A 16,534-nucleotide genomic window follows, 5' to 3' on the forward strand; every position below is an offset into this window, starting at 1 on the left:
CCGGGCAATCGCCAAGGGAGCGAAGCAGCGACTCTTCCCTGCATAGCGTGGCACAGTACTATCAGGACAACTTCAGGCGAAGACGAACAGATAGGATTGATATCATGAACGACAAACCAGATGCAGCGCCAGACAGCACGGCAGCGCGCGTCGCCTTGTGGCGCGCCTTGCATGTCGAGGCCGACCCTCCACCGCATGTGCTGGAAGACAAAATCGGCCTCCAGCTGCTGGCCCCGGACCAGGATTGGCGCAGCCGCGGGGACATGGACCCGCAGTTCACGCGCCCCTTCCGCGCCTCGATCGTGGCGCGCGCCCGCTTCATTGAGGACCTGGTCGTGGCACAGGCCGGCCTCGGGCTTGACCAGTATGTCATCCTCGGCGCCGGCCTCGACAGCTTCGCGCAACGCAGGCCGGAGATCGCATCCCGCCTCAAGGTGTTCGAGATCGACCAGCCGGGTCCTCAGGCATGGAAGCGCCGGCGCCTGATCGAGCTCGGTTTCGGCGTCCCGGACTGGCTGCGTTTCGTGCCGGTCGATTTCGAGGCGGGCGGATCCTGGCGCGATGGCCTCGCGGCCGCCGGCTTCGATGACAGCAAACCGGCGATCGTGGTATCCACCGGCGTCAGCATGTATCTCACCAGGGAGGCCAATGCGGCCACGCTGCAGCAAGTGGCCGCCCTTGCCCCTGGATCGACGCTCGCCATGACGTTCCTGCTGCCGCTGGAACTGGCGGACCCCGAAATACGTCCCGGGCTTGAGATGGCGGAGAAAGGGGCGCGCGCAAGCGGGACGCCTTTCCTCAGCTTCTTCACCCCGCCGCAGATCCAGGCGCTGGCCCGCGAATCGGGCTTTGGAGAAGCGCGGCACGTCTCGGCGGCCGATCTTACCCGGCGCTACTTCGCAGGCAGGACCGATGGCCTGCGTCCACCAGACAATGCGGAGGAACTGATGGTGGCGAATACATAGCTGCCCGCAGCTTGGCGGCAACCGGAAAGAACTCTGGTCAGAATTTCGCGGCCAACGCGGTGTTCAGTCGACGATGAACAGCTTCGCTCCGACCGCGGTAAACGACTTGTGCGGCTCCGCGCCGTCGGCCACCTGGTAGCTCATGCCGGCTTTCAGCAAGAACCTGCGGCCGTCTTCGAGTTCGGTGTGCAGTTCGCCTTCCAGGCAAAACAGGATGTGCCCTTTGCTGCACCAATGGTCGGCAAGATAGCCCGGCGTGTATTCGACCATACGCACGCGAATGGCGCCGAACTGGCGCGTGCGCCAATAGGCGATTCCGACTTCGCCCTTGTGTTCGGTACGCTCGACGCTTTCCCAGTCGGTCGTGCCAAACGTAATATCCGTCATCTTCATGTGTTTGCCTTTAAGCGTTTCACGGCCGCTCGACCATCCGCAGATCGTCCGTATTGACGGCGCAGCTGGATGGCGACACCGTCACCCTGCCTCGATTGCGCAGCATCACCAGCTCGGCCAGCACCGATACCGCGATCTCGGCCGGCGAACGGCTCAGGATGGACAAGCCGATCGGCGCATGCAAGTCGCTGACTTGCTGCGGGCTCAGGTCCAGCGTCAGCAATCGTTCCTTGCGCGCCTCGGTGCTCGCCATCGAGCCGATGGCGCCGACGTAGAAAGCATCGGTCTTGAGCGCTTCCATCAGCGCCATGTCGTCGATTTTCGGGTCGTGGCTGAGGGTGACGATCACGGTGCGGCGGTCCGGCTTGAAGGCCAGCACAGCGTCGTCCGGCATGCCGTCCAGCCAGACTACGTCATCGACCTGCCAGTTGCGGCGCTGCTCTTCGCGCGGGTCGTTCAGGTACACCGAAAAATCCAGTGCCGGCGCCATCTGCGCCAGGTATTCCGAAACCTGGCCGCAGCCGATGATCAGCAGGCGCCAACGCGGGCCGAATACCTGCAGCAGTTCCTGCTCGTCGAAATGCAGGGCGAAATCGGCGTCGCTGGCTTCGATGCTGGCTTTGCCGCTGCGCATGTCCAGCCGGCGCTGCACCAGCTTGCGGCCGGCGACAGCGTCCAGCAGAGGCGTCAGCGCGGCGGCGTCGGACAAAGGTTCGATCACCAGCTCCAGGGTGCCGCCGCAAGGCAGGCCGAAGCGCTGCATCTGCTCGGCGCTGATGCCGTAGCGCACCAGCTCTATGCGTTCTGGAAAGGCCGCTGCAAAACGCTGCATCAGATCGTCCTCGATACAGCCGCCCGAGACCGAACCGGTGAAATCGCCGTCGTCGGTAATCGCAAACAGCGAGCCCAGCGGGCGCGGCGCGGAACCCCAGTTGCGCACCACCGTGACCATGGCTACCCGCTTGCCCTGCTGGAGCCAGCTGACGGCGCTTTTCAATACTTGATAATCGACTGCATTCATGGCTTGCCTGATATTTTCTTAGGTTTTTACCAGTGTAATGAAAAACAGGACCGGCCGCTTGCGCGGCCGATCCTGCTCCTGAGGCCGGGTTTTAGTGCGCCGTCGTCAACCGCATGCTCTTGATGCGGTCCGGGGTAACCTCGGCTGCCTGGCCGCCCCAGGTCGCGCGCAGGAAGTTGGACAGTTGCGCCAGTTCCTTGTCGCTCAGCTGGCCGGCAAAACCGGGCATGTCCTGCAGGCTTTCGGTGCCAGGGAATTTCTGCGCTTCGATGCCGTCCAGCATCGCCACGATCAGGTTATGCGGATCGGTATTGCGCACCGTCGAATTGCCCTTCATCGCCACCGCCACATGCGGCTTGCCTTCGCCCTGGAACCCGTGGCAGCCGGCGCAGACTGCCGTATACAGACGCTTGCCGGCATCCAGTTCGACCGCATCGGCGCTGATGGCCTTGACCGGTTCTGGCGGCAATGGCTTGTCGCCCAGCAGATAGGTGGTGATGGCGGCGAGGTCGTCCTTGCTCAGGTATTGCGTGCTCAAGTGCACCACCGGGAACATCTCGCCGTAGGCCGAACCTTGAGGAGCGATGCCGGTGGCGAAGAAGGTCTGCAGGTCCGCCGCCGTCCAGCCCACCGCGGCCAGGCCGGCGGGCGTGATGTTGGGTGCGGCGACGCGGCCCAGCGCAGCGCCGGCCAGCGGTTTCGACAAGTCGAGCTGGCCGAACACGCCGCGCGGCGAATGGCATTCCGCGCAATGGCCGAGCGCATTGCTCAGATACTGGCCGCGCAGCCAGGCAGGAGACTGGCCAGCCGAAGCATCGCTCAGCGAATTTTTCAGGAACGGCACATTCCAGAACATCATGCCGAAGCGCATGTTGTAGGGGAATTTCAGGTCCGCTTGCTTGCTCGGCACCGCGACCGGTTTCTGCTGCATCAGGTAGGCATAGATGGCGTCGCTATCGGCGCGCGTCATCGAGCGGTACGAGGTGTACGGCATGGCCGGGTACAGGTGCCTGTCCGGCGTTACACCGTCATGCAGGGCCTTGTAGAACTGGTCGGCGTTCCATTTGCCGATGCCGTGCTGCTTGTCCGGCGTGATGTTGGAACCGTAGAACTTGCCGAACGGCGAAGCCAGTTCGACGCCGCCGGCAAACGGCGCGCCGGTGGCGGTTGTATGGCAGGCGGCGCAGTCGGCGGCCTTGGTCAGGTAACGGCCGAGGGCCAGCTGGTCGGCGCTGCCCGGTTTGACCGTGCTGCCGGCGGCTGGGGTGGACGAGCTGCTGCCGCTGTCGCATGCGGCCAGCAAGGTTGCCGCCAGCGCCGGCGCGGCAGCCATGCGCAACGCCTTGCCGAGGTATCGGAGCTTAGTCATCACTTGCCATCCTTTACCAGTCCCGGCGTCGCCAGCGCCACTTCCTTGACCGCTTCGAAGTAGCGCACATAACCGGTGCAGCGGCAGATGTGATCGTTCAAGCCGTCGGTGATGGCCTGGTCGAGCCGGTCCTTGGCGACCGGCTGGCGCTTCAGTTTTTCCAGCAATACCGTCGCCGCATTGACGAAACCCGGGGTGCAGTAGCCGCACTGGAAGCTGTAATGCTCGAGGAATTTCTGCTGGATCGGCGACAGCGCCACTACTTCGCCCTTTTCATTGAGCTGGGCGTGGCCTTCCACGGTGCGCACTTTCTTGCCTTCAAAAAAATGGGCGCCGGTGATGCAGGAACGTACTTCTTCGCTAGTGCCGTCGGGCTTGTCGAGAATCACCACGCAGGCGCGGCAGACGCCCTGGCCGCAACCCAGGCGCGAGCCGGTCAGGTCCAGATATTCATGCAGGAAATCGATCATCATGATGCCTTCCGGCACCGGCACCGGGCCGACCGGCTTGCCGTTGATATGCATGGTGATGGGGTGGATAGTCATGCTCATGCCAGAGCCTCCTGGATATTTTGTGGGGTTACCGGCAGATCGGTGAAACGATGGCCGATGGCGTGGGCGATGCCGTTGACGATGGCGCCGACCACCGGAATCATCACCACTTCGGCGATGCCCTTGGGCGGATCGGTCTCGGTCAGCGGCGGCAGCACTTCGCTGGTCTGGCTCCATACCGCGACATCCTTGGCGCGCGGCAGCTGGTAGCGGTTGAAGTTCCAGCTGCCGTTGCCGGGGCCGTCTTCGTACAGCGGCAGATATTCGTGCAAGGCGTGGCCGATGCCCATCGCCAGGCCGCCCTGCAGCTGGCCGGAAACCAGCTGCGGCGAGATCTGGTTGCCGCATTCCATGATCGAGTGATGGGTCAGCAGTTCGACCTTGCCGCTGGCTTCGTGCACCGCCAGTTCGACCAGCGTGCCGACTGCGCTGTAGTAAGTCACGGCAGCGTTGTTGCGCTGGGTCGGCGGGATGAAGACCTTCTTGCGGTTGAGTACTTCGTAACCGCCGCCGGTGCTCATCCTGGCCTTGCGCGCCTGGTCGGCGCCGTCGCCGTAACGCAGCGACAAGCCGTCGAGCGGGATCCTGGTGAGGTTGCCGAGAATCTCGAACTCGGCTTCGGTCCATTGCCAGCGGTTGAAGACGTGCACGGTGGCGCCGGTGACCAGTCCCAGTTCGTGGGCTTTCGTCACCAGCTGTTGGTAGGGCAGCGCTTCCAGGCCGGCAGCCGACAGCTTGCCGTCGACCCAGCGCGCATCTTCCACCCGCACCACCAGCGGCGCCGCCTGGCCGCCGCCTATGCCCTGGCTCCAGATCGCCATCGCCGCCGGCCACAGGCCGTGCATGAAGATCACGCGGGCAGCTTCGCGCGTGCTGTGGGTAAAGTAGAAGGCCGAATTGGTGGCGCTGGATGGCGAGGAGTAGCCTGGCGACCAGCGCGGATTGGCCGCCAGCTTGTCTTGCTCGGCCTGGCTCATGATGTAGGGATCGCCGCTGGTGACCACCGGCAGGTCGCTCCAGTCGGTGACCGAGGTGCGCACTTCATGCGCCGGCTTGCCCAGCCACTTGGCGCAGGCGATCGCTTGCGAAGTCGACATGCCGGTGCCGATTTCGGCGGCGCTGTGCGACAGGTGGATCTGGCCGTCAGCGCTGATTTCGACCTTGGCGAACGAAGTCTCGGCGCCGGTGCCGAAGTCTTTCTGCACACAGGCAAATCCCACGCCATAACGATAGCCCGGATGGCCGGCTTCGTACTCGGTTTTTTTCTTGCCGCGGTTGATCCACAGCGGATGGTTCTTAGCCTTCTGCAGCACTTCGTCGACCCGGATCGCGCCGGCCGGAATCGCGCCCTGTGTGTTCTTCATGCCGGAGCGCAGCGCATTCTTCAGGCGGAAATCGATGGCGTCGAGGCCGAGTTTTTCCGCCATCTCGTCGATCATCATTTCAGTCGCCGCCATGCTCTGCAGCGTGCCGTAACCGCGCGCGGAACCGGCGTCGATCGCGCGGGTGGCGATGGCCACCGCGGCCAGGTCGTTTTTGGGGAAATAATAAATCGATTGCGCGGCAGTGGCGCCCACCATCGCTACCGACGGCGAGAAATTGGCGCGGCCGCCGCCGTTGGCTTCGAACTCGCCCTTGAACGATTGCAGCAGGCCGCTCTTGCGGTCGACCGCGATGCGGTAGTGCATCTTGAAGGCGTGGCGCTTGATCGAAGTCTGGAACTGTTCGTAGCGGTCGTTGGCCAGGCGCACCGGCTTGCCGTCCGCATACAGCGAGGTCAGCAGGCCGTAGAACGGGAAGTTGTAGTGATCCTTGGAGCCGTAGCCGACCGTATAACAAGGATGGAGAAACAGCTGCTTGAGCGGGAATTTTCCCTTCTTCATCATTTCGATGGCGCTGTCCACCACTTCGCTCGGCGACTGGGTCGGCACCACCATGTGCAGGGCCTGGCTGGCGCTGTCGTACCAGCAGTTGGCGTTGTCCGGCTCCAGCGCCGCGGTATCCACCGACTGCGTATTGTAGTTGCGCTCCATGACCAGCCAGTCGGCCGGCGGATGGTCGAGCTGCTGCTGGATCTGGGCCGCGTAGAACATGCCCTGCTCGCCCAGCTTGCCGTGTTCCTGGCCGTCCGGCCAGACCGGCTGGTGCTTGCGCATCATGCTCGGGAATACCGGCGCATTCTTCAGGCTGGAGAAGACATCGTCGTCGAACGATGTCGCGCCGCCTACCCGCACGAAACGGAAAGTGCCCCAGGGGTCGCGCTCCAGCGGGCCGCTGACGGGGCCGTACTGGATCACTTCATCCTTGAATTGCAATTTGTCCTTGGCAAAGCGGAAGCGTGCAAAATCGTTGTAGATCAGGATCGCCACTGCATGGCCCAGATAGGCAGCGGTCTTGCCGGCCGGCAGCAGCATGTCTTCACCGTAGAACGCCGGGAAAGCCAGGCCGTCGCGCGCCAGGTCGGCGGCGGTGACTACGCGGTCAGGCTTGAGCTCGTCGCCGAGCAGGCCGAGGTCGAAGCCGAGGAAGTTGCGGTCGGCCTTGGTGGCGCGCAGGATGAAGGCATGCGCTTGCTGGTCCGGCCAGTGCGGCATGTCGCGGGCGCGTACGTCGCGTGCGAACACCTTGGCGCCGGTGACCTTGGCGATGCCATCGATACGAAACTTGACCTGGCCGTTGCTGCTGTCCCACTGGATGGGCGTCAGGATTTTTTCTTCAAACAGGGCGGCGAACGCTTTGCCGCTCATGGGCGCCACGTAAACCGACACCCCGGCCACCACGCTGGCCTTCAGAAAACTGCGACGCGAAAGGTCGAGTTTTGTCATGTATTTCTCCTCAAAAGCCAAGGAGCACCCCAACCGTCGTTCGCTAGCGGTTGTTGCAGATGCTCATCGGATCCATCAAAAGCCCCTGCCGGGCATTCATCTGGGGGTCGGCATTTTATTACATTGGAGAACTGGCAACATAAGCACTATGACATGATGAGAATAGATGATTTGACAGCATACGCAATCGATTTTGTAGCTAATTGCCGTGTGGCTGCAAGGATAGCCGTTTATTTGGTTGAAAGAATGTCATGTCTCTGTAACAAGTTACCCATACAATCACACACTCTCCCCCCACTCCATCTATCCAACCATGATACGAATCCGCATCCTTGGCCTGCCGCTGGCGCTGGCCGGCCTGTTTTCCCTGTCCGCCTGCGGCGGCGACGGCGGCGACCTGGCAAACAACGGCAATATCCTGGTCATCGGCCATCGCGGCGCCAGCGCATTGCGGCCGGAACATACCCTGGCTTCCTATACCAAGGCGATAGAAGACGGCGCCGACGTGATCGAACCGGACCTGGTGGCAACCAAGGATGGTTTCCTGGTGGCGCGCCACGAGAATGAAATCTCCGGCACCACCAACGTCGCGACGGTGGCCAAGTTTGCCGGCCGCAAGACCAAAAAGGTTATCGACGGCAATACGCTGGAGGGATGGTTCACCGAGGATTTCACGCTGGCGGAAATCAAGGAATTGCGCGCCAAGGAAAGAATCCCCCAGATCAGGCCGGACAATACCCAGTACGACGGCCAGTTCGAGATCCCTACCGTGGCCGAGATCATCGCCCTGGCCAAGAGCATGTCGGCCAAGACCGGCCGCACCATCCACCTCTATCCTGAAACCAAGCATCCAAGTTATTTCCAGTCGATCGGCCTGCCGCTGGAAGACCGCCTGCTGACAGCATTGGCGCAAGACGATTACAGCGCCAAGCGCGCCGTGATTTTCATCCAGTCGTTTGAAACCGCCAACCTGAAAACCCTGCGCGGCAAGATCGGCAAAAATCATCCGACCTACCGGCTGGTCCAGCTGATGGATGACGGCAGAGTGCAACCGCCCGACTTTGTGCTGGCTGGCAGCAAACGGACTTACGGTGACCTGATGACTGTTGAGGGAATGAAGGAAGTAGCGGCCTACGCCGATGGCGTCGGCCCTAACAAGCTGAGCATCATCCCGCAAGACAGCAGCGGCAACCTGGGCCAGCCCACCGCACTGGTCGGCAACGCCCACGCCGCAGGCTTGCGGGTGCATCCCTACACCTTCCGGCCGGAAAACAACTTCCTGCCGGCCAGCCTGAAAAGCAATGCGTCAGCCGCCACCCGCAATCCGGATGGGCTGGCGGCGGAAATCCAGGCTTACCTGAAAGCAGGTATCGATGGTTTCTTTACAGACGATCCGGCCGTTGGCCGGCGTGCGGTGGATACATTTAAACGCAGCTGATACCCGACCACGCTTATTCTTTTCCAAGTGACGGGGAGTTGCGGTCGCTTTAGGGGCGGGTAAGGGATGAGCGACCGTCACGTCCTTCCTGACGACGTAATGCTAGAGATCAGCGCCGCCCCGCAGGATGTCTTGTGGCCGTCGAAAGCCACGTTCTTGCCGTCGATTTGCACAGCCGGGTCGCCTTCCACGATCACGCAGTCATGATGGCCCGGCATCGGACAGGTGCAACGATCGCCGACGCAGGCCACAGGCCGCTCCATCACCAGCGATTTTTCCTGCCCGGTCACGACTTTGCCACCGTGGCTGGTTGAGTCACCTTTACGAATCACCCCGCGCATCGCATCGCTCTCATTTAAACGGGCTCACGCCACCGTGATTCTGCGCCCATGCGGCCTTGGTCGCCTCGTCCGGCGGACTGACCATCACAATGCTGGCCATGCCGTTCGGGCGCCGGTTCACCGTCGCGCTCGCCCCGCCCTGCTGATAACTGGCGATCAGTCCAAGCCCGATCTGCACCATGGGGGAACTGGTGCCGGTATTGCCAATGCGGGCGCCGATGTCATAACCCTCCTTCACCTCGTCCGGATGGGGGGCGGATGTACCTACTTGCGCCAGTGCCTGGTTCAGCGGAATCACCCATTGCTTGCTACCTGTGGTGTCGTAGAACAGGCGTTTGGGTTCTTTATTGTCTGGGAGCACAGCGACGGCCTGTTCCCAGCCGGCCTTCAAGGCTTCGGCCTGCAGAGCAGTCTTCAGTGGCTGGCCGTGATCGTCGGTCAGCTTGACATCCACCGGGCGGTGTAAATAGCCCAACAAAGGCGCGCTGTCGAATTGCTTGAGCTGCCAGTCAGTCCAGCGCACCGGGATATAGGGTGTCGGTTTAAACTCGCCCGGTCCCTGGTTGCCTATCGTTTGCCACAACTCCGGCAACTGCGCTTGCCACCAGCTTGACGACATCGTGCCCGAAGAAGTACTGGTAACTCCAGCTGCTTTTTGTTCCGCTCTGAAATGGGCCTCAAAGCTTTCGGGGCTTCGATCATCATTTTTTTTCCAAAAGAAATTCCACAGCTTGACGACGTCGTACTCGGTATTGGTTTTATTGATATTGGCCGTTTGCGCTACGGCAAACGGTCGGATCAATTTGTCTACACGATCTGAACGCGACACCAGAAACGCGCCTACACTGTCCGGCATGGCTGGAATAACATGACCTACCTCGGGAGTGTCCACGTTGCCTGGAGTCTCAATCAGCGAGCGCGTCATCGAACCGTCGGTGCTAAATATCAGTGCTGCCGGCACGTCCGGATGAGTGTCGAAGAAGGCAAACAGCTTTTCGATCATGGCTGCGCCGTCATCAGTATTGGCATCCTCCTGCCACAGGAGCAACGTCACGCCAAGGCTCGCCTGCTGGCGCCACCCCGCCAAGCTTGATGCTGGCCGAGAAGCTCTTTTCGCCTTCGGCGGCTCCCATAAAATGACGGGCAGCGGCCACTGCTCGACTGCATGGCGTGCGCCTCTCTTAAACGACAGACCTGTCACAGCACCTAGATCGGACACGCGTTGGCCTGCGCTATTCGTGTAATCTTCAGGGTTCTGCGACACATAGCTTGCGTAATTATCGGCTTTCTTTTCAATAGCCTGCCAGATTTCCTCATCGGTATTTTCGCCAACAACGACTCCCATTCCCCGCACTTCCAGTGCAAACTTCTTTCCCGTTTGCGCAAGCATTGCCTGCGCGCCTGGAAGGCTCGACACCACTGCAGCGGAAGCAGCCTGTTTTTGCGAAGACGAATCCGCGGAGGCATTCGACGACCGATGCATCCACGCCAAACTCCCACCGTAAGCCAGGAGGGCAATGCCGAGCGCAGCCAATACACCATTTCTAATACTGCTTCCCATATACATCGTCTCCTGTCCTGTTGCTTGCCAATGGTGGTAATTGCCAACCATCACATAGACGGTCCAGATGATTGCCACCAGTAAGAATCCAGCAGCATACGGCCAAATGCGCGGCCTCATCGCATGTTACCCAAATTTGCCATCCCCTGGGCGGCTTGATTCTGGTAAAAGCGCATTTCCGCTTCTCTCTGCAGGTCAGCTGCCTGTTGCTGTGCCGCCGTAGCCTTTGGTGTCAATTCACTGGTCACGAGCGGCGGCATCGTCATGGAGACAAACTGTTCGCCGGGAAATGTGCCCGTCTGATAATAATCTTTACATGCCTCAATAAAATCCCTTGCTTCCTGAGACAACCGATCTGTGTAGGCTTTGTTCTTCGTAATCACGTTAAAAGCCGCTGGATCCAATTTCCAGTCTGCAATGGCCACCAGCAGTTCCCGCCAGACAGGATCGTCCATCGTCACAGCCTGTCCGATCGCGACATCCATCGCCGTTACCCAGCGGTGATTTTCTGCAGCATGCAGCAAGCCAGAATGATAGTTATTGGCTTCGTGGGCGTCCTCGTCGGTCATCATCCGTTCACGCGCTTCTCTCGGCGTTTCTTCGCGTTCCACTGCGTATCCGGGGAGAAGACTAGCACCCATGCGCCATTTATGGGATTGGTCGTCGACATCTGTGTACTGTTTATTGAACTCCGCTTTCCTTTTTTCCAGGTCATAAAAGGGATTGATCGTATGTTCTACCGTTTTCCATTCCAGACCCGCATACTGATTGCCCAAGATCACATTCTTGGTGACGTCGTCCGGCGCCATCATCCCAGCCCTATCAGCATGTCCAGGCCTGGCGCCGCCGGTTTTACCTTTGACCTCACCGCCATACATGTCAGGTTCGCAGGGCGGTTTCAACTCTTCTCCGTTGATGAAACGGATATCGTTGCGTTTAAAGCTCGCCTGCAGTATGGCGTTCTTGCCTTGATCCCCCGCACTGGCGTCGGGACCAGGCGACAAGCGTTCGTATTGATCACGAACCGGCACCCGTGCCGGCTTGACGCCTACCAGCACTTTCTTGTACTTGCCATCGAAATTGTTGTCGCGCGTCATCCGCGTCCACATCCGCTGAAAGAAGCGCTTGCTCTCCAGAATCTTCATGGCGTCCATGGTCTGCTTGTTTGCTTTTTTTGCCGCGCCGTCGGCAGGCACTTCATCGGGAACCCCGAAAGTGCCGATGCCATGGATTTTCTTCAGCCCCACGACAGTATCCTCGGGGCAGAAGTACAAATACACCTTGCCGCGGTTATCGCGTTCGTCAAATGTCACCCAGTTCTTGCCGCTCTTGTCCAGGCGCTTGCCTTGCGTCTTGCTCCAGTCTGTCCCGGCGCGGCCACCGTGCTTGTCATGGTTGATCATCATGTCGGCCAGGTCGGGAATCGTGTAGGGCTTTTTCGTCACTTCATTGACGATGTCGATCAAAGTCTTGAGTTTGGCGTGGCCGGTTTGATTGCAGTCGTCAGTCTGGTAGAGGCTGTAGGGAGTATCGACCATTATGATGCAATCGACGCAGCGCTGCCCCTTCTGTTTCAGGATGGCCTGCGCCAGCAAGGTCAGGATCGTTCCCTGGCTATGCCCCATGATGGTGATCGTTTCATGTTCAGGCTGCATGCCTTGCGCCGCGGCAAGCGCGGAGGGCTTGACCGATCGAATCATGTTGATCAGATGCGCCAGACGCGTCGCCGCCAGGACAAAATAACGGCGCTCCGGTGCGTCAGCGGCATACATCGAGTTCCCACCCAAGGCATACTTGGTCACTGAGCGCGCGGCAAAGTCCGCTCTGAACCCCTCACCGTACATTTGTGGGATGTTGTTCGTCGCGTTTGCGAAGAAGCCTCCCGCCTTGCCGAAATGCTTATCAAGGCGATTCCCGTGTATGTCCTGATACTGGCCGCGCGTCATCAAATTGCCGTCCTTATCAGCGACACCACCTTTTACTTCTTCGGTGTTGCTTTTCCCCCTGGAGTTGAGCCGCGCAATTTCATCGTTTTGTGCACGATACCCCCAGTAAAACGGAATGAAGCTGCTTTTGGTTGTGCCAGCAATTTCCTTGCGCTGATAAAGATAGGTATCGGGGTCGGACAGTTTTTCATCGTCGATCGTACTAGGATTTTTTTTTGCTTTCAATTGGCTATATTGAGCCCCATAGCGTCCCGGGCTCAAGTCATTCCGCGATAGCCGCTCATTAAGCCCCTTGCAAAGCCCGTCTTCGACGAACGAATATACCGCGCCAGTATCGTTGACGCCATGGAGAAAAATCACGATGCCCGGCAGATCGCGCGGCAGCTGCGCTGGGCGGTCATTCCCCCGGTCGGCATAGGTGACGGCGCCGGCGGCGCCGACAACGTGATAGTCGCTGTTGGTATCGGCCATAATTATCCTTGTTGGCTTCTCATAGTGCAGGTTTCAGGATGTCAATCTTGAGGATGCGCATGGCGTCGTCCTTGACCAGGTCGGTATGGCCGTTCGCATCGCTCTTGCCCTCGATCACCCGTCCGTCGTCCATCGTGATACGGTAAGGCTGGTGAGCCGCCGCAGCCGCCGATTCTGGCGACTCGCCGGGATAGTGCAAGCGGAAACGCTGATCCGTCGGTGCGTTGTTGAAATTTGCCTTGGCCGCCTGCTGCGTCGAGGGGCCGCCCCACTGGTGCGACGCGGAGAGCAGCTTAATATCTCCGTTGGTACCCAGCGTCACGCCGCCGCCGATCTTGATGTAACTGCCGTCTTCGGCAACGAAGCGGATCGTCGGCGCCGTGATCAGCACTTCATTTTCGTTGCTGCTGATCTTGACGCCCTTTTGTGCGTTGGCCGTCAATGCATCCGTCTGCACTTGCAGGAGCATCGGCCCTTCGCCGGCAATCGCCTGAATGCCTTTGCCGCGTGCGAACAACTGCATGCCCTGGCCCGCAGTGGCATTCAGGCGCTGGCCACTCATCAATTGCAGATGCTGCTGCGCTACCTGGTCGATGTTCTCGCCGGCATAGGTCACATGCGTTTTGGGCGTGACCGCGATGGACCCCGTGGCCGCGCCGAATGCCATGATGGCTGCTGCGTCCCCGGCGCCAGCAGATGTACTACCCGCGCCACTGCTGGTTGCATCCCAATTCTTGAGTTCTGCTGCGAGCTGATTCTGGGCAGCGCCATCCGCAGCCTGGCCGCCATGCTGGCCGGCATAGTCGCCCAGAGCCTTGAACAATTCCGTGCACTCGGAGAGCAACTGGTTCAGTTCGTCGCGCTCAAGAAAGTGCCCCGTCGCCTTGTTGCGCGCGTAGGTTGTCAGGAGGATGCCTTTCGCTGCGCGCAGCGAAGCCGCAGCATCAGTGCGCAATTCCGCGCCTTCACCGCGGGCCTCGCCACTGCCGTCCGTGCGCGGTTGCGTCAGAAAACCGAGGTTGAGCTCACTGGCCGCATGCTCGCTGGCCAGCTGGCTGCTGATCTGGCCCGCAGTGTCATCAAAACGCAACTGGTTGTAGCGGTTTCCTTTGATCTCTTTCGTCTTCACGCCGGACAGAAAACGATTGCCCGGCAGCGCGCCGGTATGACTGAATGTCGCAGGCATGTTCGGCCCGTTGTGCAATACGCCGGTGACGAACATTTTATCCGGATCGCCATTCAGGAAATCCAGGGCAACCTCCATCCCTACCCGCGGCACGGTATCGTGGCCATAGTTTTTACCGGCCCAGCTGCTGCTGACCCGCACATAGGCGCTGTCTGTCTGTGTTCCGCTCGTTCCCGCGCCTTGGGCATGCGCATGATCGTCCGGATTCAAGCCCTGTATCTGTATCTTGATGCGACCGAATTCGTCACAGTGAACTTCTTCCCCTTGCGGTCCGACTACCAGCGCCGTGATCGGATAGACACGTGGCAGATCGATGCGCGGATCGTATGCCGGAGTCAATGCTACGCCACGCCGCACGCAGGTGAAGGTGTTGTTGTAACGGGTGTCGGGTGTTCCTGGCGAGAGTGTCTGGGTGATGGTCGCCAACGAACCTGCGTGCCAGCGGCTGCTGTCAAACAATGATTGCGCGCGCTCGTTGAGCTCCTTCGGCAAGTTATTCTCGCCGCGGTGATGCAAGGCGGTGACCATGAACTGCCGCTGCTCCTGCGGTTGCAGATCCACATCGGGATGGCCAGTCAGTTCGAACCAGCGGCCGACCGCCAGATCGCGCACGCCGCTCGCGCCGTCGACGCTGGCGGCCCGTAATTCGTGCGACAGCATCCGCGCCTTGGTCAGCCGGTCGTAATCCGCCCAGGAATCCCCGGCGTGCGGCACATCAATGACGCTATCGGAGAGAAGTTGCGCGAGATCGTTGCCGGCCTGTCCCTGGTCGATGATACTGGTTTGCGACGCCTGCGCCATCTTGCCACTCTTGTAATCTGCACTGGCTCGCTGGACGCTGCCGGACACCAGTTGTTGCATGGCCGACCACAGCGTCACCGAATCGCGCTCTTCAGTAGCGGCATCACGGTGATAGCGGATCGTGCCGGCGCCCGATTGCGGCAATTTCATCGGGTCATCGAAAAACACCAGCGTATGTATCGGTAAATCGCTGTTATTGGCGTTATTGCTGGCAGACGAATCCTGTTCCCGTTGGCCGGCTGCCGTGAACCAGGCAATACCTTCGCGACGGCAGAGCCGGCGGATAAAATCGGCATCGGATTCATGAAACTGCACCGTGAGTTCGCGCACAGGATACTGACTGCGATCGGTGCCGGACAGATCAAAGTCGAAGGCCCGCGCGAGCGCAGGGCTTTTCTTCTGCCATTCCTTCAGCAAGATATCAATCACGTCCACCACATTTTTAGTGCGGAACATGCGGGTATTGATCCGTCGCTCCAGCACCGACAATGCGTCGCGGATAGTTAATTGATAGGTAGCGAGCGATCCATCCGATTGCCCCGCACGCGCGTCCGTGATGATCCCGCAAATCTGATGCAGTGCGCCTCGGTCGTTAACCAGCTGAACCGATACCGGCAGCCCGATAAACGCGTTGAGCGGCAGGTTGGAGCGCGTCGACAGACAGGTCAAATGCCCTTCGATACCTGCACAAAGGCCCTCGGTAATGTCGATGCGCTGAACGACCAGGACCTGTTCGAGGGTCGTCTGGGCATTGCCCCAGTGCAGACGAATAGGTCGGTTTTCCTGATTCAACGAACCGGAGGCAAACGCTTGCAATGCGTCGGCGAGATTCACGCTGCTGCCCTCATGTAGCGAAGAACATATACGATCGGCATTTTAGTATCCTAATTGCAATTAATGGAAAATGCAGCGGTCAGGTGGATCCGGGGCGAAAACCAAACGTGCCTTACTTAAAGTCGTACGCACCCTACACGCTTGAATATTCTTGCGTAACTGTCAAAATTATCAGGTGTTGTTTCTGAAAATACGATTACCAAACAAGCATCTTTACAAGTGGGGGAGCAGGACATTCAGTGAACTCTAGCACTGGATCAGAAGGCACATGTCGATGCGAAAAGATTAACATATTTTTAAGATTTTTGTTGCGCCTTAGAAATACGTGTTTACTGTATTCATGCCGTGTCCGGATTGCCCCTTAAAGAAACACACATTGCCGCATCACAATCTTACCTGCCATGGCCAGATGACATTGCAAACAATTGTGGCATCCAGATATCGCAAGGCATGGTCCAAAAAGCCGCTCCCCAGCAACACTGTGCATAGGCGGAGCGGCTCAATCCGGATAATCAGTTATTGGTGATCACCAGGCAGCCGAGCATGATCCTGATGCGCAACGGAGTCTCCGGCATGAAACCGGCTTGCCTGGCGGTGGAACCGCATAGGCGGACCCAGAGTGCATCGAGATCGTCCTCCTGATGGAAGAAGGCTGTGGGCCGCTGCACCTGTGTATCAACTGCTATCGGCGTGCGGGTGTCTCGCGTATGATTGCGCTTAGCCATATTCAACTCCTGTGTGTTTAAGTTGTTTGTGGTTAGCGGTGCGGGGATGTTGACGCATCCTCGCGCCGCGTTTCTTGCCTTGCCTGCCAGGTCTTTGCAGGCCTGGC

Annotated in this window: 12 protein-coding genes; 2 read left to right on the forward strand and 10 right to left on the reverse strand. The window is 59.7% G+C overall.

The window, feature by feature from the left end; all coding sequences use genetic code 11:
- Nucleotides 1–104 precede the first annotated feature (104 nt).
- A complete protein-coding gene (locus tag CFU_RS14425; protein WP_041742098.1) occupies nt 105–965 on the forward strand; it encodes a class I SAM-dependent methyltransferase in 861 nt (286 codons plus the stop codon).
- Between the two features lie 63 nt (nt 966–1,028).
- On the opposite strand, the gene CFU_RS14430 is transcribed toward CFU_RS14425, so the two are convergent.
- The 5 genes from CFU_RS14430 to CFU_RS14450 all read right to left on the reverse strand — a co-directional run bounded on the left by CFU_RS14430 (nt 1,029) and on the right by CFU_RS14450 (nt 7,124).
- Entirely contained in the window at nt 1,029–1,358 is a 330-nt protein-coding gene (locus CFU_RS14430; protein ID WP_014006776.1) for a DHCW motif cupin fold protein, read from the reverse strand.
- 19 nt (nt 1,359–1,377) lie between these two features.
- A complete protein-coding gene (locus CFU_RS14435; protein WP_014006777.1) occupies nt 1,378–2,379 on the reverse strand; it encodes an XdhC family protein in 1,002 nt (333 codons plus the stop codon).
- A 91-nt stretch (nt 2,380–2,470) separates the two neighbouring features.
- On the reverse strand, nt 2,471–3,748 hold the full coding sequence (locus CFU_RS14440) for a cytochrome c (RefSeq protein ID WP_041742099.1): 1,278 nt from the start codon (nt 3,746–3,748) through the stop codon (nt 2,471–2,473).
- Nucleotides 3,748–4,299 carry a (2Fe-2S)-binding protein gene (locus CFU_RS14445; RefSeq protein WP_014006779.1) on the reverse strand — a complete coding sequence of 184 codons (552 nt, stop codon included), beginning with the start codon at nt 4,297–4,299 and terminating at the stop codon, nt 3,748–3,750. The genes CFU_RS14440 and CFU_RS14445 overlap by 1 nt, the downstream gene beginning before the upstream one ends.
- Nucleotides 4,296–7,124, reverse strand: coding sequence for a xanthine dehydrogenase family protein molybdopterin-binding subunit (locus CFU_RS14450; protein WP_041742100.1), 2,829 nt, complete (start codon nt 7,122–7,124; stop codon nt 4,296–4,298). The genes CFU_RS14445 and CFU_RS14450 overlap by 4 nt, the downstream gene beginning before the upstream one ends.
- Before the next feature lie 313 nt (nt 7,125–7,437).
- On the opposite strand from CFU_RS14450, the gene CFU_RS14455 reads away from it, so the two are divergent.
- The gene (locus CFU_RS14455; RefSeq protein ID WP_041742101.1) at nt 7,438–8,562 is read left to right on the forward strand and encodes a glycerophosphodiester phosphodiesterase; all 1,125 of its coding nucleotides are present in this window, start codon (nt 7,438–7,440) and stop codon (nt 8,560–8,562) included.
- A 77-nt stretch (nt 8,563–8,639) separates the two neighbouring features.
- Here CFU_RS14455 and CFU_RS14460 read toward each other — a convergent pair whose 3' ends face one another.
- From CFU_RS14460 to CFU_RS14480, 5 genes are all read right to left on the reverse strand, one after another.
- Nucleotides 8,640–8,903: a PAAR domain-containing protein gene (locus tag CFU_RS14460; protein WP_014006782.1), complete on the reverse strand. Its 264-nt coding sequence runs from the start codon at nt 8,901–8,903 to the stop codon at nt 8,640–8,642.
- 10 nt (nt 8,904–8,913) lie between these two features.
- Entirely contained in the window at nt 8,914–10,584 is a 1,671-nt protein-coding gene (locus tag CFU_RS14465) for a type VI lipase adapter Tla3 domain-containing protein (RefSeq protein WP_014006783.1), read from the reverse strand.
- Nucleotides 10,581–12,881: a T6SS effector phospholipase Tle3 domain-containing protein gene (locus CFU_RS14470; protein ID WP_014006784.1), complete on the reverse strand. Its 2,301-nt coding sequence runs from the start codon at nt 12,879–12,881 to the stop codon at nt 10,581–10,583. Before CFU_RS14470 ends, CFU_RS14465 begins: the two co-directional genes overlap by 4 nt.
- A 19-nt stretch (nt 12,882–12,900) precedes the next feature.
- Nucleotides 12,901–15,702, reverse strand: coding sequence for a type VI secretion system Vgr family protein (locus CFU_RS14475; protein ID WP_014006785.1), 2,802 nt, complete (start codon nt 15,700–15,702; stop codon nt 12,901–12,903).
- A gap of 512 nt (nt 15,703–16,214) precedes the next feature.
- A complete protein-coding gene (locus CFU_RS14480) occupies nt 16,215–16,427 on the reverse strand; it encodes a SymE family type I addiction module toxin (protein WP_041742102.1) in 213 nt (70 codons plus the stop codon).
- Between the last annotated feature and the right edge of the window lie 107 nt (nt 16,428–16,534).

The sequence above is a fragment of the Collimonas fungivorans Ter331 genome (assembly GCF_000221045.1).
GTDB classification, from domain to species: domain Bacteria; phylum Pseudomonadota; class Gammaproteobacteria; order Burkholderiales; family Burkholderiaceae_D; genus Collimonas; species Collimonas fungivorans_A.